Origin of the sequence: Kitasatospora sp. NPDC090308 (genome assembly GCF_044769485.1) — a bacterium.
In the GTDB taxonomy this organism is placed as follows: Bacteria; Actinomycetota; Actinomycetes; order Streptomycetales; family Streptomycetaceae; genus Kitasatospora; species Kitasatospora fiedleri.
In genome coordinates this window covers 131,874-147,196 of record NZ_JBIVXY010000005.1, presented here as the reverse complement: position 1 = coordinate 147,196, position 15,323 = coordinate 131,874, and the positions used below count along the sequence as shown (strand labels likewise).

14 protein-coding genes are annotated in these 15,323 nt (G+C 75.1%); 7 read left to right on the top strand and 7 right to left on the bottom strand.

Annotated elements, in window-relative coordinates; all coding sequences use genetic code 11:
- The first annotated feature begins 111 nt into the window (after positions 1-111).
- Entirely contained in the window at positions 112-1,560 is a 1,449-nt protein-coding gene (locus ACIQVD_RS13850) for a dihydrolipoyl dehydrogenase family protein (RefSeq protein ID WP_402288863.1), read from the top strand.
- A 19-nt stretch (positions 1,561-1,579) separates the two neighbouring features.
- Here ACIQVD_RS13850 and ACIQVD_RS13845 read toward each other — a convergent pair whose 3' ends face one another.
- Positions 1,580-2,257 carry a hypothetical protein gene (locus tag ACIQVD_RS13845; protein ID WP_402288861.1) on the bottom strand — a complete coding sequence of 226 codons (678 nt, stop codon included), beginning with the start codon at positions 2,255-2,257 and terminating at the stop codon, positions 1,580-1,582.
- A 214-nt stretch (positions 2,258-2,471) separates the two neighbouring features.
- On the opposite strand from ACIQVD_RS13845, the gene ACIQVD_RS13840 reads away from it, so the two are divergent.
- Entirely contained in the window at positions 2,472-3,491 is a 1,020-nt protein-coding gene (locus ACIQVD_RS13840) for an LLM class flavin-dependent oxidoreductase (protein ID WP_400685903.1), read from the top strand.
- A gap of 52 nt (positions 3,492-3,543) precedes the next feature.
- Here the strand turns inward: ACIQVD_RS13840 and ACIQVD_RS13835 are convergent, their stop codons facing one another.
- The 4 genes from ACIQVD_RS13835 to ACIQVD_RS13820 all read right to left on the bottom strand — a co-directional run bounded on the left by ACIQVD_RS13835 (position 3,544) and on the right by ACIQVD_RS13820 (position 6,909).
- Positions 3,544-3,900, bottom strand: coding sequence for a putative quinol monooxygenase (locus ACIQVD_RS13835; protein ID WP_100835050.1), 357 nt, complete (start codon positions 3,898-3,900; stop codon positions 3,544-3,546).
- Between the two features lie 123 nt (positions 3,901-4,023).
- Positions 4,024-5,262 carry a 3-deoxy-7-phosphoheptulonate synthase gene (locus ACIQVD_RS13830; protein WP_400686378.1) on the bottom strand — a complete coding sequence of 413 codons (1,239 nt, stop codon included), beginning with the start codon at positions 5,260-5,262 and terminating at the stop codon, positions 4,024-4,026.
- A 38-nt stretch (positions 5,263-5,300) separates the two neighbouring features.
- On the bottom strand, positions 5,301-5,945 hold the full coding sequence (locus ACIQVD_RS13825) for an O-methyltransferase (protein ID WP_100838318.1): 645 nt from the start codon (positions 5,943-5,945) through the stop codon (positions 5,301-5,303).
- Between the two features lie 235 nt (positions 5,946-6,180).
- Positions 6,181-6,909 carry a hypothetical protein gene (locus tag ACIQVD_RS13820; RefSeq protein ID WP_400685900.1) on the bottom strand — a complete coding sequence of 243 codons (729 nt, stop codon included), beginning with the start codon at positions 6,907-6,909 and terminating at the stop codon, positions 6,181-6,183.
- A gap of 685 nt (positions 6,910-7,594) precedes the next feature.
- Between ACIQVD_RS13820 and ACIQVD_RS13815 the strand changes: the two genes are divergently transcribed.
- Positions 7,595-9,343, top strand: coding sequence for a class I adenylate-forming enzyme family protein (locus ACIQVD_RS13815; protein ID WP_402288857.1), 1,749 nt, complete (start codon positions 7,595-7,597; stop codon positions 9,341-9,343).
- Positions 9,344-9,462: 119 nt separating this feature from the next.
- On the opposite strand, the gene ACIQVD_RS13810 is transcribed toward ACIQVD_RS13815, so the two are convergent.
- On the bottom strand, positions 9,463-10,338 hold the full coding sequence (locus tag ACIQVD_RS13810; RefSeq protein WP_111552683.1) for a LysR family transcriptional regulator: 876 nt from the start codon (positions 10,336-10,338) through the stop codon (positions 9,463-9,465).
- A gap of 170 nt (positions 10,339-10,508) precedes the next feature.
- On the opposite strand from ACIQVD_RS13810, the gene ACIQVD_RS13805 reads away from it, so the two are divergent.
- From ACIQVD_RS13805 to ACIQVD_RS13790, 4 genes are read left to right on the top strand one after another with little or no spacing between them, the layout of a single operon-like run.
- Positions 10,509-11,921 carry an MFS transporter gene (locus tag ACIQVD_RS13805; RefSeq protein WP_100835046.1) on the top strand — a complete coding sequence of 471 codons (1,413 nt, stop codon included), beginning with the start codon at positions 10,509-10,511 and terminating at the stop codon, positions 11,919-11,921.
- A 52-nt stretch (positions 11,922-11,973) separates the two neighbouring features.
- Entirely contained in the window at positions 11,974-12,582 is a 609-nt protein-coding gene (locus tag ACIQVD_RS13800; protein ID WP_402288855.1) for a VOC family protein, read from the top strand.
- Positions 12,579-12,833: a hypothetical protein gene (locus tag ACIQVD_RS13795; RefSeq protein WP_402288853.1), complete on the top strand. Its 255-nt coding sequence runs from the start codon at positions 12,579-12,581 to the stop codon at positions 12,831-12,833. The genes ACIQVD_RS13800 and ACIQVD_RS13795 overlap by 4 nt, the downstream gene beginning before the upstream one ends.
- On the top strand, positions 12,830-14,164 hold the full coding sequence (locus tag ACIQVD_RS13790; protein WP_400685891.1) for an FAD-dependent oxidoreductase: 1,335 nt from the start codon (positions 12,830-12,832) through the stop codon (positions 14,162-14,164). The genes ACIQVD_RS13795 and ACIQVD_RS13790 overlap by 4 nt, the downstream gene beginning before the upstream one ends.
- 140 nt (positions 14,165-14,304) lie before the next feature.
- On the opposite strand, the gene ACIQVD_RS13785 is transcribed toward ACIQVD_RS13790, so the two are convergent.
- Complete coding sequence (locus ACIQVD_RS13785; protein ID WP_402288850.1) at positions 14,305-15,180, bottom strand: LysR family transcriptional regulator; 876 nt, start codon at positions 15,178-15,180, stop codon at positions 14,305-14,307.
- Positions 15,181-15,323: the final 143 nt, after the last annotated feature.

The following is a 15,323-nucleotide window of genomic DNA, read 5'->3' as shown; positions in this document are numbered from 1 at the left end:
CCGGATGTCGGAGCTGTGAGCCGGGACGGCGGACGGCCGGGTGTGGTGCACGATGGGGCTGATGTGCCGTCACCGGGCGGCGGACGAGTCGGAAAGGGCGGGTGGACGCGGATGGGTGCCGAGGGCGGCGGGCGTGACGACTACGACCTGGTGGTGATCGGGGGCGGGCCGACCGGGGAGAACCTGGCGGACCGGGCGCGCGCCGGAGGGCTGAGCGTGGTCCTGGTGGAGAGCGAACTGGTGGGCGGCGAGTGCTCGTACTGGGCGTGCATGCCGAGCAAGGCGCTGCTGCGCCCGGTCGCGGCGCTCGCCGACGCCCGGCGGGTGGCGGGCAGCCGGGAGGCCGCCGCGGGACGGCTGGACGCGGCGGCGGTGCTGGCGCGCCGGGACGGGTTCGCCTCGCACTGGCACGACGAGGGGCAGGTGGAGTGGCTGGCCTCGGCCGGGATCGACCTGGTCCGCGGGCACGGGCGGCTGGACGGCGAACGGCGGGTCACCGTGGACACGCCCGGCGGCGGGCGGCGCACCCTGACCGCCCGGCACGCCGTCGCCGTGTGCACCGGCACCCGGGCCGCCCTGCCCGACCTGCCGGGGCTGGCCGGGGCCCGGGTGTGGACCAGCCGGGAGGCCACCTCCGCGCAGGAGGTGCCCGGGCGGCTCGCGGTGGTCGGCGGCGGCGTCGTCGCGGTCGAGATGGCCACCGCCTGGCGGGCGCTGGGCAGCGAGGTGACCCTGCTGGTGCGCGGCGGCGGGCTGCTGGACCGCACCGAGGACTTCGCCGGGCAGCTGGTCTCCGACGGCCTGCGGGCCGCCGGGGTGGACGTCCGGCTCGGCGTCTCGGTCACCGCCGTGCACCGCGAGTCCGCCGGGGCCGGCGCGCTCGCCCTCGACCTGTCCGACGGCACCCGGCTGCCCGCCGACGAGGTCCTGTTCGCCACCGGCCGCCGCCCCGCCACCGCCGACCTCGGCCTCGACACCGTCGGGCTCGAACCCGGCGGCTGGATCGAGACCGACGACACCGGCCGCGCCACCGGCGTCCCGGCCGGCTGGCTGTACGCCGCGGGCGACGTCAACCACCGCGCGCTCCTCACCCACCAGGGCAAGTACCAGGGCCGGGTCTTCGGCGGCGTGATCGCCGACCGGGCCGCCGGCCGCCCCCTCGACCTCGCCCCCTGGGGCCGCTCGGTGGCCACCGCCGACCACGCCGCCGTCCCGCAGGTGGTCTTCGCCGACCCCGAGGTCGCCGCCGTCGGCCGCACCCTCCAGGAGGCCCGGGACGCCGGGCTGCGGGTGCGCGCCGTCGACTACGACCTCGGCAGCGTCTCCGGCGCCGCCCTGTACGCCGACGGCTACCGGGGCCGGGCCCGGGCCGTCGTCGACCTCGACCGCGAGGTCCTGGTCGGCGTCACCTTCGTCGGGCCCGGCGTCGCCGAACTCCTGCACTCCGCGACCGTCGCCGTCGCCGGGGAGGTCCCGCTCGCCCGGCTCTGGCACGCCGTGCCCGCCTACCCGACCATCAGCGAGGTCTGGCTCCGGCTGCTGGAGACCTACCGGGGCTGACCGGCCCGGCGGCGGGGCGTCAGCCGCGCAGTCTCCCGGCGGCCAGCTTGCCGAGGGACTGCTCGGCGGCGGCCTCGGCGGGCGCGTCGGCGGCGCCGGTCCCGGCGCGGTCGGCGACCGCCTCGATCGCGTAGTGCGAGGCGCCGACGGTGAAGAGGAGCTCCGGGTCGCCGCCGTCCTCGGCGCGGGTCAGCAGCACCGCGCCGTCACCGACGCCGGGGACGGCCACCGAGGTGAAGGCCGGGTCCGCGGTGGTCCGGGCGAAGACCGCGTCGTCGACCAGCCGCAGCGACAGGTACGAGCGGCGCGAGCCCCAGGTGCACGACCACGGGCGCTCCGTGGACGGGCCCTCCGCGAGCAGCCGGGAGCCGCCGCCCATCGCCGCGCTGACCTGCTCGTCCGTCCACACCGTGCAGGGGTCGGCCGGGCGGCCCGCCGGCCCGGCCGCGGACGGGTCGCCGCTGACGGTGACGGTGACGCTGACCGAGCCGGGAACGGAGGCGGTCGGGGAGGCGGAGGCGGCGGAGGTCGGGGAGACGGCGGAGGTCGGGGCCGGGGCCGGGGCCGCGGCGTCCGGGCTGCCGCCCGAGGAGCCGCAGCCCGCCGCGGCCAGCGCCACGGCCGCCACCAGCAGGGCGCGCCGCCCGCGGGGGAGCGGACCGGCGAACACGGGGACGGGGAACACCCTGGCGAACATCGTCGTCCCTCCCTCCCGGAGCACCCGACGTCCGGCGCGTCCGGTGGCAGCAGCCACCGTAGCCGGGCCGGACGGCGGGCCGGGACGGAACCGGGGAACCGGCGGTGTTGCGGGAGCGTGACGCCAGGTCACAATCCCGGCCGACGGTTGATCATCCCGGCCCCGGTGTGTGAGCGTGGCGGGACGGAGACCGAACGGACCGAGGAGGAACCCGGTGCCCACCCCCGACCGGCCGCTGCGCTCGCTGGGATTCCTGACCATCGGCCTGTTCGACGAGCACGACCCGGCGGGCGGCCACGAGGCCACCCTGCGGCTGATCGAACTCGGCGAGCAACTCGGCTTCGACAGCGCCTGGTTGCGCCACCGGCACCTCCAGTACGGCATCTCCTCGCCGCTGACGGTGCTCGCCGCCGCCAGCCAGCGCACCCGCCGGATCGCCCTCGGCACCGCCGTCACCCCGCTCGGCTGGGAGAACCCGCTGCGCTACGCGGAGGACCTGGCGACGGTCGACGTGCTGTCCGGCGGACGGCTCAACCCCGGCGTCAGCGTCGGCGTGCCGATCCACTACGAGGAGGTCAAGGACGCGCTGTACCCGGACACCGCCGACCGCGAGGACTTCGGCTACGGGCGGGTCGAGCGGCTGCTCGGCCTGCTGCGCGGGGAGCGGGCCAGCAGCTTCCGCGGCACCGAGGGCATCGAGGCGTACTCCGAGCGCGTCCAGCCGCACGTGCCCGGCCTGGCCGGGCGGGTCTGGTACGGCGGCGGCAGCCTGCGCTCGGTGCGCTGGGCCGGCGAGCACGGGCTGAACCTGCTCACCAGCAGCGTGGTGCGGGCCGAGGAGAGCGAGGACTTCGAGGCCAACCAGCTCGCCCTGATCCGGGCGTTCCGCGCCGCCCACCCCGCGGGCGAGGCGGCCCGGGTCTCGCACGGACTGGTGGTCGTCCCCACCGACGGCGCCACCCCCGAGCAGCGCGCCAAGTACGAGGCGTACGCCGCGTCCCGGCTCGCCCGCACCCGCGCCCCGCAGGGCCCCGGCCGGCTGCTGTTCGCCCCCGACCTGGTCGGCACCAGCGAGCAGCTCGCCGAACGGCTGTACGCGCACGCCGCGTTCCGGGAGAGCGACGAGGTCGCGTTCGCGCTCCCGTTCACCTTCGCGCCGGAGGACTACACCCAGATCCTCACCGACCTCGCCACCCGGCTCGGCCCGCTGCTCGGCTGGAGCCCGGCCCGCTGACGGGGGGGTCAGCGGGCCGGGCGGCCGGGGTCGGTCCGGGTCCGGTCCGGGGTCAGCCCTGCTCGGCGTCGGCCGGGGCCGGGTCCGGGTGGTGCAGGGAGTAGACGGTGTAGGCGTGCGGGTCCGGCTTGGCCAGCTCGGCCGCGCGGTCCCGGACCCGCTGGATGTCGGGGTCGCCCATGGCGGCCTTGATGCCGTCCTTGTGGCTCCACTGCGCGACGTAGAGCAGCCGCTTGCCGTCCCGGCTGGTGAGGATGTTCACCGACAGGCAGCCCGGCCGGTTGCGGATGTACTTCTCGGCGCCCTCGCTCATCACCTCGGCGAGTTCCTTCTGGTTCTCCGGCTCGACGTCGAAGACGTTGATCATGAAGATGGCGCCGTCGTCGGTGCGCAGGATGGTCTCGCTCATCAGGATCGTTCCCTTTCCCTCGGGTTCGGTTCATTCACTGGTGGACAGTGGTGGGCGGTGGTGGACATCGGTGGGCGGTGGCGGACGTCGGAGGTCACCGGGGGCACCGGCGGTCACCGGCGGTCACCGGTGGGCGGTGAGCGGCCCGGGCGGGCCCGCCCAGGCGCGGGCCACCTCGACGGCCTGGGCCGGGTTGAGGCGGGGGTCGCAGTGCGAGGCGGTGCCGGGCGGCGCGGTGCCGGGCCCGGTGCCGAGCTCCGCCGGGTCGGCCCAGACGCACTCGGCGACCTCGTGCGGGGTGGTCTCCAGGTGCAGGCCCGCCGGGATGCCGCCCGCCGCGGCGACCGCCTCCTGGAAGGCGTGCACCTCGGCGACCAGCGTCCGCACCGAGCGGACCTTGACCCCGTTGGGCGCCTTGACGGTGTTGCCGTGCATCGGGTCGCACAGCCACACCACCCGGTGGCCGGCCCGCTGGACGGCGGCCACCAGCGGCGGCAGCGCGGCGGCCACCGCGGCCGCGCCCATCCGGACGATCAGCGTCAGCCGGCCCGGCTCGCGGCCGGGGTCCAGGCGGTCGCAGAGCGCGAGCAGGTCCTGCGGGCGGGTGGTCGGCCCGATCTTGCAGGCGACCGGGTTGGCGACCTGGGCCAGCATCATCGCGTGCGGGCCGTCCGGGTTCCTGGTCCGCTCGCCGATCCACGGCAGGTGGGTGGAGGTCAGCAGGATGTCGTCGGTGGCGGTCCGGCGCAGCAGCGGCAGCTCGTAGTCCAGGACCAGTGCCTCGTGGCTGGTCCACACCGGGGCCCCGGCGGGCAGCCCCCAGGCGCCGCCGCGCTGGCGCAGGCAGGCCACGGCGGAGCGGGCCGCGTGGTAGCAGTCGACCATCCGCCCCGGGTCGGCCCGCCGGGCGGCCGCGGTGGGCTCCGGCGCGTTCACCAGGTGGCCGCGGTAGACCGGCAGTTCGAGGCCGTCGACGGTCTCGGTCGGGGCGCTGCGCGGCTTGGCGAACTGCCCGGCGATCCGGCCGATCCGCAGCACCGGCCGGCCGGTGCCGGTGGTCATCACGCCCGCCAGCGCGTCCAGCAGCGCGGCCTTGCGGACCACGGTGGACGGCTCGCACTCCTGCGGGTCCTCCGCGCAGTCCCCGGCCTGGACGACCTGGTACTGGCCGGCCGCGGCCTCCGCGAGCAGGGTCCGCAGGTGGCGGACCTCGGCCCAGGTGACCAGGCCGGGCAGCCGGGCCAGTTCGGCGCGGGCGGCGGCGGCCCGGACGGGGTCGCTCCAGTCGGGCTGCTGCTCGGCGGTGGCGGCCTGCCGGGTCCACTCCTCGTCGAGGTCGGTGAACGGCCGCTCGGCGGGCAGCAGGTGCTGCGGCGGGTGGCCGGGGCGGGCGGTGCCGGTCACCGCGGGCCCTCGTTCCACGGGCCGCGGGAGGCGCGCTCGCCGGGGGCCAGCCGCCGGGCCGCGGTCAGCCCGTCGGCGATCGGCAGCATGACCAGCTCGACCCGCTCGTCGCGCCGGGCGTGCTCGTTGAACGCCCGGACGGCGGCCGGCTTGGGGCCCGGGTCCTCGTCGATCACCTGGCCGCTGAACAGCGTGTTGTCGACCAGCAGCAGGCCGCCGGGGCGCAGCCGGGGCACCAGTTCCTCCCAGTAGCCGACGTAGCCGGGCTTGTCCGCGTCGATGAAGGCCAGGTCGAGGTGCGGCTCGGCGGGCAGCGCGCGCAGCGTCTGCAGCGCGTCGCCCAGCCGCAGCTCGATCCGGTCGGCCACGCCGTCGCGGACCCAGAACTCGCGGGCCAGCTCGGTCCACTCGGCCGAGACGTCGAAGGTGATCAGCGAGCCGTCGGCGGGCAGGCCGCGGGCCAGGCAGAGCGAGGAGTAGCCGGTGAAGGTGCCGACCTCGACGATCCGGCGGGCGCCCAGCAGCCGGACCAGGAAGGTCAGCAGCGCGCCCTCCTCGGGGGCGACGGACATGTGCGCCTGGTCGGGGATCGCCGCGTGGGTCCGCTCGATCAGCTCGGCCAGCAGCGGGTCCGGCGTCATCCGGCCCTGGGCCAGGAGGTAGTCGTGCAGCTCGGGCGTGAGGGCCACGCCTCGGGGGGTGAGTGTGTCGTTGCGCAGCACAGGATTCTCCCGAGTGAGGTGGGGCGGTGGGCGGAGCGGGCGGAGCGGGCGGAGCGGGCGGAGCGGTCGAGCCGGCCGAGCGGTCCGGCCCGGACGGGACGGCGCGGTGCAGGGCGGTGCAAGGCGGTGCAGGGTGGTGCGGTGCGGGCGGGTCTCAGACGGAGCGGGCCGGCGGGGCGGCGAGCACCGGGTCGACGGGGTGCCAGGCGGCGTAGGCGTGCCGGACCGCCGCGGTCTGTTCGGGCAGTCCGGCGATGAACGCGGTCAGGTCGCCGGGACAGTGCAGCTCGAACCGGCGGCGCAGCCCCGGGTGGTCGTGCTCGCGGACGAAGTACATGACGGTCGAGCCGTCGGGGCCGCCCTCGTGGGGGTTGTGCCCGCCCCCCTCGGTGAGCAGCCCGGCCTCGACCCGCCAGGAGGCGACCAGCCGGGTCAGCAGCCCGGTGCTGGGGCGGGCCACCACGAACGCGGTGTGCTGCTCGAAGCCGTTGACCACCTCGGCCTCCTCGACCTGCGGGGCGTACGCCCGGCTGTCGCGCGGGAAGAGGAACACCTCCACGGCGGCGTGGCGGCGCCCGTTGGGCAGGCCGAGCCGCAGCCGGGTGATCCGGACGTCGCAGTCGGCGGGGTCGAGCCCGTGGCGCTCGGCCAGCCGGCGGCGCACCACCGTGCTGGGCACCACGGGCGACGGCGCGAGGCCGAGCTGCTGGAGCCCGTGCAGGCCCTCGTCCAGGGTGCGGGGGAACAGCAGCAGGCCGCAGTGGTCGAACACGCAGTGCTGCTCGGTCAGCGCGGCGGCGTCGCCGCCGGCCGGGACGGGGGCCAGCAGGGACGAGGCGACCGCCGCGGAGGCGAGCCGGGCGCTGCGGACGACGTCGTCCAACTGGCGCAGCCCGGCCGCCGAGAAGACCTCGGACCCGGGGCGCGTCCCGGCCCCGGAAAAGCCACCGGTCTCCGGAATTCCGTGGACCGACCCCGGCTCTGCATTCGCTTTCTCGAAACGTCGTGCAATCGACATCGATACCTCCTGCAACGGGGACGACCGGAATTCTGTAGTGGCCGCGGACCGTTCGGCAAGCCTTTCCAGGGCCGATCGGGCCGGACCGGCCGGCCGAAGTGGCCGGATTCCCACCGGTCCGGCCCCGTGGCCTGGGCAAACGGGCGGATTCGGTTTTCTCGATGGTGTCCATCGGCCCGGCCGAACGGTTTTCCGGCGTGTTGCGCCCCCACCCCGAGCCCGTCCGGAAGCCGCCGGCCCGCGCCCCCCGATTGATTGTTCTTAACGCGTGCCGCCTGGTCCGTGCCCCTTTTGGGCACCGCCGGGGCCCTTCGACCGGTGCCGCCGATGGATCACATCGGAACGGCCGAAGCTTCCGGGGCGAATCCGCCGGACCGCGGTGGGCGCCACCGCCCGGGCGGTCCGGATATAAGGGCTCCTTATTCGGACCGACCGGTCCGGGTGAATTGGAATCCCTTATCGGGGCGCCCTGGACGGGCGGTCGGCGGCATGAGCAGAATCCCGGTCGGAAAGCACCGGATGTTTGCGCCGACGCCGATGGAGGACCTCCGTGAAAGCTCCCCCCGAGGAATCGACAACGGTCTCCCCGGTCTCCCGCACCTTCGGCGAAGCCCTGGAGCGGGCCGCCGACCGCCGCCCGGGGCCGGCCGTCCTGGACGGCGACCGCTGGTACAGCTGGCAGGACTGCCTGCGCCAGGCCGAACGGACCGCCGCCGCCCTGCACCGGCGGGGACTGCGGGCCGGCGAGGTACTGGCGGCCCAACTGCCCAACGGCTGGGAGCTGGTGGTCCTGCACGCGGCCACCGCCCGGCTCGGCGTCCTGCTGCTGCCGCTGCACTCCGGGTACGGCGCGCACGAGGTCCGCTCGCTGCTCGAACAGTCCCGGGCGAGCGCGCTGGTGGCCCGGGACTCCTACCGCGGCCGGGACCGGACCGCGGAGATCCGCGCCCTGCGCGAGCACCTCCCCGCGCTGCGGGAGGTCTGGGTCTCCGGCGGCGCCGTGCCCCGGTCGGCGGACGGCCCGGACGGGCTGCGCAGCTCGGCCGAACTGCTGGACGGGGCGCCGGAGTCGACCGGCGACCTGCCCGAGCCCCCGCGCGACCCGGACGCGCCGCTGATGCTGCTCGCCTCCTCCGGGACCACCTCCCGGCGCCCCAAGCTCTGCGTCCACAGCCACGCCGGACTGCTCGGCAACGCCGCGGCCGTGGCGGCCGACGGCGGCCTCGGCGCCGGGGACACCGTGGTCTCGGCCAGCCCGCTCAGCCACGCCTTCGGCATGCTCTCGGTGCACCTGGCACTGGTCGGCGCGGGCGCGGTCGGGCTCTTCGAGAGCTGGGAGCCGCGCCGCTTCCTGGCCGCGCTGCGCACCGCCGGCGCCACCGCCGCGTTCGCCGTACCGGCCCAACTGCGGGACCTGATGGCCCTGTTGGAGCAGGAGGCGGCGGCCGGGCCGGAGCGTCCGGTCGCCGGGCTGCGGGAGGTCCGCACCGGCGGCGCGCCGGTGCCCCGGGAACTCGCCGAGGGCGTGCGCCGACGGCTGGGCGCCCGGCTGATCGTCCAGTGGGGGATGACCGAGGTGGGCGCGGGCACCTTCACCCGCCCCGGCGACCCGCCCGAGGCGGCGGCCACCATCGGCCGCCCGGTGTCCGGCGGCGAGGTCCGGGTGGTGGACGCCGCGGGCGTCCCGGCCGCCCCCGGCGAGACCGGGGAGCTCCAGTACCGCAGCCCGTACCTGTTCCGCGGCTACCTGCACGCGCCGGAGCTGACCCGGGCCGCGTTCACGGCGGACGGCTGGCTGCGCTCCGGCGACCTGGCCGCCCTCCACCCCGACGGCTCGGTCGGCTACCGGGGGCGCGGCGACGAGCTGATCAACCGGGGCGGGCTCAAGTTCAGCGCCCTGGAGGTGGAGGAACTCCTCAACGACCTGCCGCAGTTGGCCCAGCACGCGGTGGTGGCGCGGCCCGACCCGCGGCTGGGCCAGCGCTCCTGCCTGCTGGTCGCCCTGCGCGAGGGCGCCCGGCTGACCCTCGACGAGGTGACCGGGCACCTGTCCGGCAAGGGCCTGGCCACCTACAAGCTGCCCGAGCAGCTGGTCGTGGTCGACCGGCTGCCGACCACCGTCACCGGCAAGATCGCCCGGGCCCGGCTGAAGGAGATCCCGCTGGACCCGCCGCCCGCGGCGGACCCCGCGCAGCCGACGGTCCCGCCGCTTCCCGTGCAGCCGTCGGCCCCGGCGGCCCCGTTCGTGCCCCGCCCCCGGGACGGGCAGCGGCGGGCGGACCTGGACACGGCCCGATGAGCCCCCGGACCCGCCTCCCCGTCAGCCGCCCGGTCGGCCGCCCGGTCGGCCGTCCGGCGAACGGCTCCGGGGCTGGCTCCGCGAACGGCTCCGGGGCTGGCTCCGCGAACGGCCCGCGCTCAGCCCGCCAGCTGCTTGCGGATCGCGGTCTGGAAGCCGATCAGGCTCGGGTTGGCCGAGTTGCGGTCCAGCCAGGTCATGGTGATCGCCGTCCGCAGTTCGCTGCCGCCGATCTCCACCACCGCCACCTCGCCCCGATCGGCCTGGTTGCGGACCGAGACCAGCGGCAGCAGCGCGCAGCCCATCCCGGCCGAGACGCAGGCGCCGAGCGTGCCGATGCTGTCCACCTCGGCGACCGGCTCCTTGCCGCCGGCGCCCCCGAACGCGCCGTCGTACATCTCCCGGAACCCGCAGCCCTGCTGGGTGGCCAGGAACGGCTCGGCGGCCAGCTCCGCCAGGTCGGCCCGGCCGCGGGCGGCCAGCGGGTGCCCGGGCGGCACGATGATCACCAGTGGCTCCTCGGCCAGCGTCTCCGCGCGCAGGCCGCTGTCCTCCGGCGGCGTGCCGAAGGTCAGGCAGAGGTCGAGGTCGCCGCGGCGCACCGACTGGTAGAGCTCGCCGCGGTTGAACTGGGAGACCCGGACCCTGGTCTGCGGGTACAGCTCGCGGTAGTACGAGAGCACCTCGGGCAGCAGGTACAGGCCCAGGGTCTCCAGGGCGCCGAGGGCCAGCTCCGTGGTGGGCCGGGAGACCGCGAACCGGGCCTCCTCGATCAGCTTGAGGATCCGGTCGGTGTAGGAGGAGAGCACCTCGCCCTGCGGGGTCAGCCGGATCCTGCGCTGCGAGCGGTTGATCAGTTCGACGCCCAACTCGCGTTCCAATGACTGGATCTGATCGCTCACGCTGGACTGGGCGTAGTGCAACTCGCGCGCCGCCTGTGTCACGCTGAGCGTCCGGGCAACCACCTCGAACGTGCGAAGGTGTCGTAACTCCATGATGGTGGTACCCCTCTGACGATCTATCGGCTGGGCCGATTGTATCCATAGGCCATTCCCGTCGTCAGTACCGTCAACTCCCCTTCCGGGTCCGGAAGAATGGCACTTCCCGCCTCCGACCAACCGATGATCCGGGGGCGAGGCATGCCATTCTTGAACGAGGAGCACACATGGCTACCCAGGCCGGCGTCCAGGCCGCCGTCACTCCCACCGGCCCCGAAGGACCACCCCGCACCCTGCTGATCGGGCTCTCGCTCGGCTACTTCATGGTGCTGCTGGACATGACCATCGTCTCGGTGGCCCTGCCGGCGATGGCCGACTACCTCCACGTGGGCCTGAGCGGCCTGCAGTGGGTCACCAACGGCTACACCATCACCTTCGCCGCCCTGCTGCTCACCGCGGGCTGGCTCTCCGACCGCTTCGGCGGGCGCCGGGTCTTCGTCTGGGGCCTGGTCGCGTTCGGCGTGCTGTCCGGCGTCTCGGCGCTGGCCACCACCCTGCCGGTGCTGGTCGCGCTGCGGCTGGCGCTGGGCGCGGCGGGCGCGCTGCTGCTGCCCTCCTCGCTCGCGGTGATCACCAACGCCTACACCGACCCCGCGCTGCGGGCCCGGGCGGTGGGCTCCTGGGCCGCGATCACCGGCGCGGCGCTGGCCGCCGGACCGGTGGTCGGCGGCGTGCTGACCGACACCGTCGGCTGGCGCGCGATCTTCCTGATCAACGTCCCGCTGGCGGTGATCAGCCTGGTCATCACGCTCCGGCTGGCCCCGGAGACCGCCCGCAAGCAGCGCAGCGGCCTCGACCTGCCCGGCCAGATCAGCTCCGTGGTCGCCCTGGCGGCCCTGGTGTACGCGCTGATCGAGGGCCCGGACAAGGGCTGGGGCGCCCCCGGGGTGCTGGTCGCCTTCGGGCTCACCGTGCTCGGCGCGATCGTCTTCCTCGCCGCCGAGCTGCGGGCCGGGGACGCGGCCATGGTCCCGCTGCGGATGTTCCGCAGCCCGGGCTTCTCGCCCGCGGTCGCGGCGGGCCTGCTGGCCAACTTCGGCCTCTCCGGCCTGCTGTTCGTGCTGTCGCTGTTCTTCCAGGACGGCCGCGGCTACTCCCCGGTCGTCGCCGGCCTGGTCTTCCTGCCGCTGACCCTGCCGACCGCCTTCAACCCGATCTACACCGGCCGCCTGGTCGGCCGGATCGGGCCGCGCAAGCCCGCCACCATCGGTTTCAGCCTGATGGGCGTCGGCGCGCTGCTCCAGGCGCCGTTCACCGACGACTCGGCGCTCGCCCTGGTGGCGACCGTGGTGGGCCTGCTGGCCTTCGGCTTCGGCGTCTCCTTCGCCCTGCCCGCGCTGGTCGCCGGCATGGCGAGCACCGTCCCCGCCGAGTTCGCCGGCATGGGCGCCGGCGTCCTCAACTCGGCCCGCCAGGTCGGCGCCTCGCTCGGCGTCGCCGTCCTCGGCGTGATCCTCAACCTGTCCTCGTCCAGCGCCGACGGCACCCGTTGGGCGCTGATCGTGGGCGGACTGGTCCTGCTGCTCGGGGCCGTCGTCACCAGTACCGGACTGCGCGGGAAGGCACCCGCCAAGTCCTGACCCACCCCCGAGCGCGCGCCCGGTTCCGCCCTACCCGTCTCCAGGAGGAACATTGGCTACCGCACCACCGCCCATCCGGCCGCCGGCCCCGTCCCAGGGGCTGAGCGTCGACGGGGTCGACCACCTGGCCTTCGTCACCTGGCGACCGCGCGAGACGTACGAGTTCTACACCCGGGCCCTCGGCATGCCGCTGGTGCACGCCATCACGGCCACCGGGTGGGTCACCGACGACTACCCGGACTTCGTGCACTTCTTCTTCGACATGGGCCGGGGCAACCGGATCGCGTTCTTCTACTACTTCGGCCTGCCCGAGGAGGCGCCCCCCAGCGACCTCATGCACCGCTCGCGGCACGTCGCCTTCCACGTCGAGACCGAGGAGGAACTGCTGGCCTGGCGCGACCGGTTGAAGGCCCACGGAGTGCGGGTCACCACGCCGCTCGCCCACGAGCTGATCGAGTCGATCTACTTCGACGACCCCAACGGTCTCCAGCTGGAGATCACCCGACCGCTGCGCGAGATGTCGGGGATCGACGCCCGCGACGCCGAACTGACGCTCCAAGCGCTGATCGACGTCACGGGCGCGTCCCGGCCCTCGGTGCAGGCGATGTGGCAGCGCAAGGCGGAACTCATCCGGAAGAACCTGGAGGTGCCCGCGCCATGACGCTCGCCCTGTACGTACTCGACGTGCCGGAGTTCGAAACGGTGGTGGCCGCCGCCCGCCAGGCGGGCATGGACGCCCGGTCCACCGGCGACTACCTCGAACTGACCTCGCCCACCGACGAGGTGGTGCTGCGCCGCGAGGGCACCGGCATCCGCACCGCGCTCTGGCACGCCGCCCTGACCGGCGGCCTCGCCGGCCGCATCGTCCTCTTCACCGCCGACACGCTCCACCTGACGGGGGACGGCCGATGAGCAGCGAGCCGACGAGCAGCCGGCCGACGAGCAGCGAGCCGATCGGCGACCGGCCGACCGGAGACGGGCCGACGAGCAGTCAGGAGCACCCCGTGGACCGCGCCGCCGACCGCCGCACCACCCGCCACCCCGTCCTGGTGGTCGGCGCGGGCCCGGCCGGGCTCGCCGCGGCGCTCGCGCTGCGCGCCGCCGGGATGCCCGCCGTCGTCCTGGAACGGCGCACCGCCGAGACCGTCCGGCCCGGCAGCCGCGCCGCGTACGTCCACGGCGCCTCGCTGCGCGAACTGGAGCGGCTCAGCCCCGGACTCGGGCAGCGGGTGGCCGGCCGCGGCGTGATGTGGGCCACCAAGCGCTCCTTCTGGGCCGGGCACGAGATCTACACCCGCACCTACCCCCGCTTCGCCAAGGACGGCCTGCCCCCGTTCACCAGCCTGCCCCAGGTGGACACCGAGGACCTGATGGCCGCGGCCTGCCGCGAGCACGGCGTCGAGTTCCACCACGGCGTCGAGGTGAAGTCCGCCGAGACCACCCCCGACGGCGTCCGGCTGGTCGACTCCACCGGGCGGGCCTGGGAGGCCGACTACGTCATCGCGGCCGACGGCGCCCGCTCGCCGCTGCGCGACGCGATCGGCGTCCCGCTGGAGGGCCCGCGCTCGCGCAACACCTTCGTGGTGGTCGACCTCAAGGACGACCCGGCCCACCCGGTGCCGATCGAGCGGGTCTTCCACTACAAGCACCCCAAGGCCGGCGGCCGGAACGTGCTGATCGTCCCGTTCGCGGGCGGCTGGCGGGTCGACCTCAACCTGGCGGTCGACGACGACCCGGAGCGCTTCGTCTCCCCCGAGGGGCTGAGCCGCTGGATCTCCCGGGTGATGCCCGCCGCGTACGGGGAGCGGGTCAGCTGGGTGTCGACCTACAAGTTCGCCCAGCAGGTGGCCACCGAGTTCACCGACACCCACCACCGGGTGCTGCTGACCGGCGAGGCGTCCCACCTGTTCGCCCCGTTCGGCGCGCGCGGCATGAACTCCAGCATCCCGGACGCGGTCCGGGCGGTGGAGGCGGTGCACGACGCGCTGTCGGCCGACGGGCGGGCCGCGGCCACCGCGCAGATCGCCCGGTTCGCCGCCGAGCGCAAGGAGGCGGCGCTGTACAACCGGGGCTGCGCCAGCACCGCGCTGGAGCACATGGTGGCGCAGCGGCCCGCGGTCCGGCTGCGGCGGCGGATGGCCGTCGCGGTGGCGCTGGCCGGGCAGAAGGCGGGCGCCTGGCTGGACTCGGCGCCGTACGGGCCGAAGCTGGCCGCCAAGGGGGCCGCCCGCAACAACTACTGACGGACCGTCCGGTCCCGCCCCTCCGCCCGTCCGTCCGGGTGCCCGTCCGCCCGTCCGCCCGGGTGGGGGCGGGGGCGGGACGGTCGGCCGGGGCGGGTTCCCGCTCCGCCCCGCCGGGTCCCGTCCGGCCACGGTCACGGTCAGGGCGGGCCGAGCGGGACGTCCCGGAGCGCGGCCCGGGCCGCCGAGCGGGCGGCCCCGATCACCGGTTCGCGGGCGGAGGGGGAGAAGGCGAGGTAGACCGGGAGGGGCTCCGGGTCCGGACAGAGGGTGCCGGACGGCACCGGACGCAGCGAGGGGTCGGTGTGGTGCACGTTCGCGGTCAGCACGGTGTAGGCGAGCCCGGCCCGGACCGAGGCCCGCACCGCCAGCGGGTCCGAGCACCAGGGGGCCGACCGCCAGGGGACGTTGTGCTCGGCCAGGGTCTCGATGATCCGCCGGCTCAGGGCCGAGCGCTCACTGACCAGGGCCACCGGGACGGGTTCCTCGGGCAGCGGCGAGTCCGGCCCGTACCAGGCCACCCGCAGCCGTCCCAGCATCTCGCAGCGCGGCGTCTCGATGCCCAGCAGGATCGCCGCCTCCAGCTCCCCCTGGGCGACCCGGTCGGCCAGCGCGGCGCTCAGGCCGGTGGCGATCGAGCACTTCAACTGCGGTCTCTCCGCCGCCAGTTCGCTGAGCATCGTGCGCAGACCGTCGGCGAAGTGGACCGAGCAGCCCAGGCTGAGCGAGTCCAGCGAGCCCAGCGTCGATATCCGGCCGAGCACCTCGTTGTTGAGCAGGATCACCCGGCGGGCGTGCGCCAGCACCTCGCGGCCGACGGGGGTCAGCAGCAGCGGGCGTCTGGTGCGTTCGAACAGCGGTGCCTGGACAATGGATTCCAGCCGCTGGATCTGCTGGCTTATGGTCGGCTGGGTGACGTGCAGGGAACGGGCGGCACAGGCGAATCCGCCTTCGTCGACAATCGCCACGAGCGCGCGCAGCAACTTGACCTCGATGTCGCGTAAAGACACTTTCACGCACCTGCTTCTCGGTAGACACGGCCACGCCGATGGCCATGTGGGGGACCGGGCACGGAAAGGGGCTTCCGAGTGGCCCGGAGGGCAGGGAAACCGGTCAGTGCCGGCCGTTTCGCGAAGGAGTCAGCAGGGCCTGTTTTCGG